Source organism: Micromonospora sicca (genome assembly GCF_003172935.1).
Lineage (GTDB): Bacteria > Actinomycetota > Actinomycetes > Mycobacteriales > Micromonosporaceae > Micromonospora > Micromonospora sicca.
Map to the genome: position 1 here is coordinate 1 of NZ_QGKS01000313.1, position 8,203 is coordinate 8,203.

At 77.2% G+C, this 8,203-nt stretch carries 6 protein-coding genes and 1 pseudogene; 6 read left to right on the forward strand and 1 reads right to left on the reverse strand.

The features are described from left to right. Positions 1-29: 29 nt before the first annotated feature. Genes DKT69_RS26240 through DKT69_RS26255 form a run of 4 tightly spaced genes read left to right on the forward strand, consistent with a single transcriptional unit; the run spans position 30 to position 5,535 of the window. Entirely contained in the window at positions 30-1,037 is a 1,008-nt protein-coding gene (locus tag DKT69_RS26240) for a cytochrome d ubiquinol oxidase subunit II (RefSeq protein WP_109804175.1), read from the forward strand. Further along, a complete protein-coding gene (cydD, locus tag DKT69_RS26245; RefSeq protein ID WP_109804176.1) occupies positions 1,034-2,710 on the forward strand; it encodes a thiol reductant ABC exporter subunit CydD in 1,677 nt (558 codons plus the stop codon). Before DKT69_RS26240 ends, cydD begins: the two co-directional genes overlap by 4 nt. After that, positions 2,710-4,809, forward strand: a complete 2,100-nt coding sequence (gene cydC, locus DKT69_RS26250; protein WP_236648361.1) for a thiol reductant ABC exporter subunit CydC — start codon at positions 2,710-2,712, stop codon at positions 4,807-4,809. Before cydD ends, cydC begins: the two co-directional genes overlap by 1 nt. Before the next feature lie 57 nt (positions 4,810-4,866). After that, entirely contained in the window at positions 4,867-5,535 is a 669-nt protein-coding gene (locus tag DKT69_RS26255) for a permease prefix domain 1-containing protein (protein WP_109804177.1), read from the forward strand. Between the two features lie 80 nt (positions 5,536-5,615). Here DKT69_RS26255 and DKT69_RS26260 read toward each other — a convergent pair whose 3' ends face one another. Then, positions 5,616-5,957 (reverse strand): PadR family transcriptional regulator, encoded by a 342-nt coding sequence (locus tag DKT69_RS26260; RefSeq protein ID WP_109804178.1) that lies wholly within the window; start codon positions 5,955-5,957, stop codon positions 5,616-5,618. A gap of 149 nt (positions 5,958-6,106) precedes the next feature. Between DKT69_RS26260 and DKT69_RS26265 the strand changes: the two genes are divergently transcribed. Continuing rightward, positions 6,107-7,030, forward strand: coding sequence for a SatS C-terminal domain-containing protein (locus DKT69_RS26265; RefSeq protein ID WP_109804179.1), 924 nt, complete (start codon positions 6,107-6,109; stop codon positions 7,028-7,030). Positions 7,031-7,072: 42 nt separating this feature from the next. Further along, positions 7,073-8,203, forward strand: a pseudogene (locus DKT69_RS26270) (transposase); the annotation flags it as partial.

Here is an 8,203-nt window from a genome sequence, read left to right on the forward strand (position 1 = left end):
GAACCCGTGTTCGCCTGAGGGAGCCCGCCGTGGAACTCGCCTGGTACGCCCTGCTCGGCCTCTTCTTCGCCACCTACCTCGTCCTCGGCGGCTACGACTACGGCGTCGGGCTGCTGCTCGCCCGGCGCACCGCCCCGGCCACCCGGCGGGCCGCGCTCAACGCGGTCGGCCCGTTCTTCCTCGGCAACGAGGTCTGGCTGGTCGCCGCCGTCGGCATCCTCTTCGGCGCCTTCCCCACCCTGGAGGGCGAGCTGCTCTCCGGGCTCTACCCGGCCGTGCTCGGCGCGCTGGCCGGGGTGGTCCTGGTGACCGCCGGGGTGCAGCTGCGCAGCAGACCGGCCGGCGAGCGGGCCCGCGCCGGCTGGGACCGGGTGGTCGTCACCGGCAGCGCGCTCGCCGCGCTGGGCTGGGGCGCGCTGCTCGCCGGGCTGCTGCAGGGCGTACCGCTGCGGGCCGACGGCCACGTCGCCGGCATGACGCACGTCTTCACCCCGTTCGTGGCCGCCGCCGCGCTGGCCATGCTGACCCTGGTCGCGGCGCAGGGTGCGACGTTCCTCACGCTCCGGCTGCCGGCCACCGAGGTCGCGCCGGTCGCCCGGCTGGCCCGCCGGCTGATCCCGGTGGCGTTCGCCACGGTCGGCGCAGCCACCGTCCTCGGCCTGCTCTCCGACCGGGTACGCGCCGCGGTGGTGCAGCCGGCGGCGGCCGTACTGCTGCCGTTGGCGCTGGTGGCGGCGCTGCTGGCGGCCCGGACGGCGCTCCGCTGGCGGCGGCCCGGGCTGGCCTTCGCCGCCACCAGCGCGGCGCTGGCGCTGCCGGTGCTGCTCGTCGGGGCGGCGCTCTGGCCCTGGGCGCTGGTCTCCACGGTCGAGCCGGGGGCCGGGCTGACCGTGGCCGACGCCGCGGCGAGCGGCCCCACCCTGCGGCTGCTGGGCTGGCTCACGCTGCCGCTCCTGCCGGCCCTACTAGGCTTTCAGGCGATGAGTTGGTGGGTGTTCCGGGGACGGACCGACGGCAGGGCACCGGTGTACTGGTGAACCGCCGCCCGTTCGACCCGCGTCTGCTGCGCAGGGTCCCCGCGGCCCGGCGCGACCTCGCCGTGCTCGCGGTCCTCGGCGGGCTCACCGCGCTGCTGGTGGTCGCGCAGGCCACCGCGCTGGCCACGTTGCTGGCGACGGCGGTCGACGGGCGGCTACACCGGCCGGCGCTGGCCGGCTTCGCGGCGGCGGTCGCCGCCCGGGCGCTGGTCAACTGGGCCCAGGGCACGGTGGCGGCGCGGGCGGCGGCGACGGTGAAGGCGGCGCTGCGGGCGGACCTGCTCCGTGCCGTCGGCCGGCACGGCCCGGGCTGGGTCGCCGGGCAGCGGGCCGGGCAACTGGCCACCCTCGCCGGGCGCGGCCTCGACGCGCTGGACGCCTACTTCACCGGCTACCTCCCCCAGCTCGTGCTCAGCGTCACCGTGCCGCTCGCCGTGCTGGCCCGGATCGTCGTCGCCGACTGGAGCTCGGCACTGATCATCGCATTGACCATCCCGCTCATCCCGGTCTTCGGGGCGCTGCTCGGCTGGCAGGCGCAGGCCGCCACCGAGCGGCAGTGGCGGCGGCTCTCCCGCCTCGGCGGGCACTTCCTCGACATGGTCGCCGGGCTGCCCACACTGCGCGCGTTCGGCCGGGCCGGGGCCCAGGTCGACGTGGTCCGTCGGATGGCCGACGGGCACCGGCAGGCCACCGTGCGGACGCTGCGGATCGCCTTCCTCTCCGCGCTCGTGCTGGAGCTGGTCGCCACCCTCTCGGTGGCGCTGGTCGCCGTGCCGGTGGGCATCCGGCTGCTCGGCGGCGGGATCACCCTCTCCACCGCGCTGCTGGTGCTGCTGCTCACCCCGGAGGCGTACCTGCCGCTGCGGACGGCGGGCAGCCGGTTCCACGCCAGCATGGAGGGACTCACCGCGCTGGACGAGGCGCTGACCGTCTCCGCCGCACCGGCCGCCGCCGCACCGGCCGCCGCACCGGCCCGGACGCCCGCCGGAGCCGGCGAGATCCGCTTCGAGGGCGTGACCGTCGAGTACGAGCGGACCACCGCGCTGCGGGACGTCACGCTGACCGTCCGCCCCGGTGACCGGATCGCGGTCATCGGCCCGAGCGGCGCCGGCAAGAGCACCCTGCTCGGCCTGCTGCTCGGCTTCGTCACCCCGACCGCCGGCCGGGTGACGGTCGACGGGGTCGACCTCGCCCGCACCGACCTCGACGCCTGGCGCCGCCAGGTGGCCTGGGTGCCGCAGCGGGCACACCTCTTCGCCGCCTCGCTGGCCGACAACATCCGCCTCGGCGCCCCGGACACCACCGACGCCGCGCTCGGCCGGGCGGTCACCGACGCCGCGCTGGACGACGTGGTCGCCGCCCTGCCCGACGGGCTGTCGACCGAGCTCGGCGAGCGCGGGCACGGCCTCTCCAGCGGCCAGCGGCAGCGGGTGGCGCTGGCCCGGGCGTTCCTCCGGGATGCCCCGGTGGTGCTCCTCGACGAGCCGACCGCCCGGCTCGACTCCGCCAGCGAGGCCGTGGTGCTGGCCGCCACCCGGCGGCTGGTCGCCGGTCGTACGGCGCTGCTGGTCGCGCACCGGCCCGCGCTGCTGGCGGACGCCGACCGGATCATCCGCGTCGAGGACGGCCGGGTCACCGAGCTGACCCCGGCACCGGCCGGGAAGGCGAGCTGATGAGCCCCGGACCGATCGTCCCCGACCGCCCTGACCAGCCGGGACGGGCCGTGCCCGGTGGCGTCTCGGCCGACGGCGCCACGCCGGCCGCGCGCGACCCGGGACCGCCCACCCCGGCGGAGGCGGTCCCGCCGGAGCTGGCGGCCGGCGCCCTGCCCACCGAGCCGACCCCCGACGAGGCGCCACCCGCCGGGCCGGTGACCGACGAGGCCATTCCCGCCGGGCCGGTGACCGACGAGGCCGTTCCCGCCGGGTCGGCCGGCGGCGTCCGGGCCGAGCGCACCGTGCTGCGGCTGGCCCGGCCGTACCTGGGTCGGCTCGTCGGGGCCGGGCTGCTCGCCGCCGCCACCGAGTTCGCCGGGCTGGCCCTGATGGCCACCGCCACCTGGCTGCTGATGAGCGCCGCCGGCCGGCCCCCGCTGGACCGGCTGACCGTGGCCATCGTCGCCGTCCGGGCCCTCGCCATCAGCCGGGGCGTGTTCCGCTACACCGAACGGCTCGCCGGGCACGACGCCGTGCTCCGCATGATCACCGACGTCCGGGCCCGGGTGTTCGGCACCCTCGCCGCCCGCCGGGACACCCCCTCGCAGCGCTCCGGTGACGCGCTGAGCCGGCTGGTGTCCGACGTGGAGGCCGTACAGGACCTGCTGCTGCGGGTGCTGGTGCCGGGAGCGGCCGCCGGGCTGGTGAGCGTGCTCGCGGTCGGCGGGGCGGCGCTGATCTCGCTCCCCGCGGCCGGGGTGCTGGCCGCCGGGCTGCTGGTCGCCGGAGTGGCGCTGCCCGCGCTCGCCACGGCGCTCACCCGGCGGGCCGCCGACGAGGTGGCCCCGCTGCGCGGCGCGCTCGCCGTGGACGCGGTCGACCTGACCCACGGCGCCGCCGACCTGGCCGCGTTCGGCGCCACCGGCGCGGCGCTCGCGGCGGCCAACCGGCGCGCCCGACGCCTCGCCCGGCTGGAACGCCGGCTCGCCGCGGCCGGCTTCGCGGTCGACGCGGCCGGGGTGCTGGTCGGTGGGCTCACCGCCGCCGCCGTGGTGGCCGTCGCGCTCCGCGCCGGCGTCGGCGGGGTGCTGGTCGGGGTGCTGGCCGTCGGCGCCCTCGCCGCCGTGGAGGTCGCGCTGGCGCTGGTCGGCGCGGCACGGCAGCACACCCAGCTCCGCGCGGCCCTGGACCGGGTCGCCGCGCTGCTCACCGGGCCCGCCCCGGCCACCGGCGCGGCCCCGACACCGGGGACGGGCACCGGGATCGCCCCGAGCCCGGCGGTCGGCGCGGCCGGCACGACCGGCCGGACCCGGGCGGGCGCGCCGGCCGGCGCGGGGACCGAAGCCGCTCCCTCCGGCCACGACGTGCGATTCGACGAGGTGACCGTCAGGTACCGGACGGGGGCGGCCCCCGCCCTGGACCGGGTCAGCCTCGACCTGCCGGCCGGCCGTCGGGTCGCCGTGGTCGGGCCGAGCGGGGCCGGCAAGAGCACCCTCGCGGCGGTGCTCACCGGCGCGGTACGCCCCGACACCGGCCGGGTCACCCTGGACGGGCTCGACGTGTCCGCGTACCCGGCCGAGGACCTGCCCCGGGCGATCGGCGGACTCCTCGCCGAGGCGTACGTCTTCCACGCCTCCGTACGGGAGAACCTGCTGCTCGGCCGCCCCCGAGCGAGCGAGGCGGAGCTGACCGCCGCGACCCGGGCGGCCGGCCTGCTCGATTGGGTACGCGCCCAGCCGGCGGACTGGGACACCGTGGTCGGCGAGGAGGGTGGGCAGCTCTCCGGCGGGCAGCGGCAGCGCCTCGCGCTGGCCCGGGCGCTGCTGGCCGCGCCGGCGGTGCTGGTGCTGGACGAGCCCACCGAGGGCCTCGACCCGGCCGCGGCCGACGCGGTGCTCGCCTCGGCGCTGGCCGCCACTCCGGCCGGGCACTCCGTGCTGCTGATCAGCCACCGGCTCAGCGGCCTGGCGGGGCTGGACGAGATCGTGGTACTCGACGCCGGCCGGGTGGTGCAGCGTGGCCGGCACGCCGAACTGGTGGCCCGGCCCGGCTGGTACCGGGAGCAGTGGCTGCTCCAAGCGGCGGCGGAACGCGGCTATCTGGCCCTGACTCCCTGAGCGGTCTCCGGGAAATCCCCGGACGCGCCGGGTGGGGCGGGGTGGCAGGGTGAGGCCATGCGGGGGTACGACGGCGTGCTCGTGGAGGAGCGCCTGCGGGAACTGGCCGGGCGCCTGCGTGGGCCGGCCCGGTTGAAGACCGACCTGCTCACCGAGGCGCGGCACGCGCTCCTGGACGCCGCCGAGGCGTACCGGGCGGACGGCCTGCCGGCGGCGGAGGCCGAGCGGCGCGCGGTCGCCGAGTTCGGCAGCTCTGCCCAGCTCGCCCCGGGTTACCAGGCGGAGCTGGCGGCCGGGGCGCTGCGCGGGCTGGCGGTGCGGGCGCTGGCGGTGGCGGTGGCGCTGATGGTGGGGGGCGATCTGACCTGGCGGGGCGCCCACTGGCGGGGCGGACCGCCACCCGAGGGCTACCAGCTGTTGTCCGCCTCGCTGAACGGGATCTGGGGGACGGTCGCCGGGCTGGCGCTGGCCGGGCTGCTGCTGGGCTTCCTCGCCGCGCGGTACGGGTCGGCCCGGCTGCCCCGCCTGGGGCGGGTGGTCGGCTTCGGCCTGACCGGCGCGCTGGGCGTCGGCGCGCTCGCCGGCGGCGCCCTGCTCGCCTGGTCGATCGGGCTCTGGCAGGCGGCCCTGACCTGGCCGCCGATGATGGTCGGGGCGGTGCTGGCGAGCGCGGCCTGGTTCGCCCTGGCCCGGGCCGCCCGGTCCTGGCTGCTGGCCATCCGGTGACGCGGTGGGCGCCTGCCCGCCACCGGTGCAGCGGGCGGCGCCGGGGGAACTCGCACCGGACGGGGCGGTGAGCCGTCTTCTCAGGCGGGTGCGGTCGGCGCTTGGTCGGCGCCGAGGAACCGGCCCACCGTCGCGCTGAACTCGCGCCAGCCGGCCCGCTCGCCGGCCAGCGCGCGCCCGCCGGCCTCGGTGAGCTGGTAGGTCCGTCGTTCCCGGCCGTTGACCGTGCTCCACGAGCTGGCGACGTAGCCCGCCCGTTCCAGCCGCCGCAGCGCCGGATAGATGGTGCCCGTGGGCAGGTCCAGCGTGCCGTCGCTGCGTGCCCGGAGCGCCTCGATGATCGCGTACCCGTGGAGTTCGCCCTGCTCCAGGACCGCCAGCAGCAGCGCGTCCAGGTGTCCGTGCAGCGCCTGGGCCTTCATGCGTAGTAACGCTACTTGTCCGCCCGCCGGGATGCCACCGGGGTGCGGTCCCGGCCTCGTCGGGTCGCCCACTAGGGTATGTGCCCAGAGTCACTCGGCGGCCGCAAGGTGCGCCGGGTGGGCAAACCCGAAAGCACACGGAGGTCAGCGTGGCCCGCCAGTCGCCCCAACGGCCCGACGCCGACGAGCCCGAGCTCGACGAGAGCACCGCGTCGGCGGCAGCAGACGAGGCGGAGGACGACCGCCCGGCGGCCGACCGCGCCCTCTGGGACGAGCTGCGGATCGACCCGGTGGAGATCGCCCTGCCCGCCGGCACCGGCTTCACCCTGCGCGCGTACCGGCCGGCGCGGGAGCTGACCCCGACCGACGTCGCCGAGCGCGACGAGGACGACCCCTTCCTGGCCCGCCGCCAGGTCGTCGAGGCCGAGGACGAGGACCAGGAGGTGGTGATCCTCGACGAGGAGTTCGCCGCCCTGTCCGAGGACGAGGACGAGGAGCGGCCCGCCGGTCGCCGGCGCGGCGCCGCCGAGGCGGCCGAGGAGAAGGCCGAGGCCGACGAGGACGAGGACGAGGACACCGCGGGCGACGAGGAGGTGCCCGCCTTCCTCAGCTACCGCGGCCGGCTGCTGCTGTTCAAGACGCCGGAGTCGCTGGTCAGCTTCGTCCGATCCGGCGCGCCCAACGACCTGTCCCAACTGGACAGCTGGACTGAACTGTCCGAACGGGTGGAACCGGCCGACATCGCCCCGCTGGACGAGGACACCTACGAGCTCGACCTGGTGGTGGAGAACCTCCGCGGCGGGCACGACACGTGGGACCCCACGCTCCTGATCGAGGCCGGCGAGGTTGCCCGTGACCTTGCGTACGCGCTGCGGCTACCCGCGGTGCTGGACATGCTCTCCGCGGGCTCCAGCCTCGACGACCTGGACGAGGCGCTGCGGGCGTCTGTCAACGGCGGAATCGGTGCTTTCCTGGGCCGACGGCGGCTGAAGAAAATCGGGGCACAAACCGCAAGTTTGGGTTGGCGCACCATTGTCGGCAAGATCTCTGCTGTCGTGGACTGGCGCGACTGACCCGTAACGGGGAGCATCAGTCTCTGGCAGAAGTAACGATCTGTGTCCCGGGAGGAGGACGACGCCGTGGCGCTCGTGCGCGTGTACTGCGGTCTGGCCTCGGCGGATCCGGCCGACCGACCGGCTTCGACCGGTTCGGCGCTGACGTCCGCTGTGGTCGACGACGCAGGCCGTCTGCTGCATGTCTGCGAGATCAGCGACGACCCGGCGGGCTACGCCCAGCTGGTCGCGCTGCTCGTGGAGCGGTCGGGCGGGCCGAGCGGTGCGGCCATCGCCGCCGACAGCGACGACCACACGGTCACCTCGCTGCTCAGCGCGGCCGGTCGTCCACTGGCGATCGCGGACGACGACTCGGTGGACGACTTCGCCGAGCGCTTCGCCGACGACGACTCCCTGGAGGAGATGCAGTCCCCGCCGGCCGAGCGTCGCGCCGTCGGGCTGGCCCGGGCGCTGCAGGCCGGCGCGCTCTCCGCGGTTACCCTGCCGGCCCCCCGCGACCTGGCCAACTACAAGCAGGTGCTGGCCGCGCACGCCGCCCTGGCCAACGGGCGGCACTCCGCCGCGGTGGCGCTGCGGGAGGTGCTGCGGGAGCTCTACCCGGCCGCGCTGCGGGCCTACCCGGACCCGGCCGGGCCCGTCTCGCTGGCGGTCCTCGACGCGCTGCCCGAGCCGGGCATGCTCGGCGGCACGGTCGCCCGGGGCCGCGAGGTTGCGGTCGCCGCGGACCCCGTCGCCGCGCACCTCGTCGCCGAGGGCGTCGCGCGTGCCGACCAGATCAACGACGCGATCACCGCCCTGCGGGTCGCCATCTCCGAGACGCCCCGCCGGGCCACGGTCAACCGGGTGCTCACCTCGGCAGTCGCGGAGACCGTGCGGCAGGCGGTCGCCTCCGTCCGGGCCTGCGACGCCGCCTGCGAGGCCCTGGTCGGCGCCCTCAGCGCCCGAGTCACCACGCCCGCTCCGGTTCCCGGCCGGCGGGCCGCCGCCCGTCGGAGCGAGCAGGTCGGCGAGCTCGCCGGTCTGACCGGCACCACCGCGACCGGCCTGCGGACGATCCGGCCCGCGGAGCCCGAGCCGGTGGGCCGCCGCAGCCGTCCCGAGCCGCGCACCGGCGGCGCCGCGCCGCTGCCGCCCCGTCCGCTCGGCCCGCCGCCGGCAGTTCCGCCGGTATGC

Bases quoted from the DNA above. Each gene is read 5' to 3' on its own strand.
- cydC (WP_236648361.1), top strand. From the start codon at position 2,710: ATGAGCCCCGGACCGATCGTCCCCGACCGCCCTGACCAGCCGGGACGG.
- DKT69_RS26255 (WP_109804177.1), top strand. From the start codon at position 4,867: ATGCGGGGGTACGACGGCGTGCTCGTGGAGGAGCGCCTGCGGGAACTG.
- DKT69_RS26260 (WP_109804178.1), bottom strand. From the start codon at position 5,957: ATGAAGGCCCAGGCGCTGCACGGACACCTGGACGCGCTGCTGCTGGCG.